The sequence below is a fragment of the Bacillus cereus group sp. BfR-BA-01381 genome (genome assembly GCF_022663555.1).
Lineage (GTDB): Bacteria > Bacillota > Bacilli > Bacillales > Bacillaceae_G > Bacillus_A > Bacillus_A pacificus.
Genome location: NZ_JAKUFR010000340.1, coordinates 1 through 223 on the forward strand (window position 1 = coordinate 1; position 223 = coordinate 223).

A 223-nucleotide genomic window follows, 5' to 3' on the forward strand; every position below is an offset into this window, starting at 1 on the left:
AGAGAATGAATACGATCTTTTTCTGGTTTCGTAAAATTATAAATACTATTACCTTTAGAGTTTTGCTGTTTATCTTGATCAGAGTTGTCTTGTTTAGAGTTTTGCTGTTTACCTTGATCAGAGTTGTCTTGTTTAGAGTTTTGTTGTTTACTTTGATCAGAGTTGTCTTGTTTAGAGTTTTGTTGTTTATCTTGATCTGAGTCGCCTTGCTTAGAATCTTGCT

General features: G+C 32.3%; 1 pseudogene. It reads right to left on the reverse strand.

Annotated elements, in window-relative coordinates:
* A pseudogene (locus tag MR079_RS28945) lies at positions 1–223 on the reverse strand (spore germination protein); the annotation flags it as partial.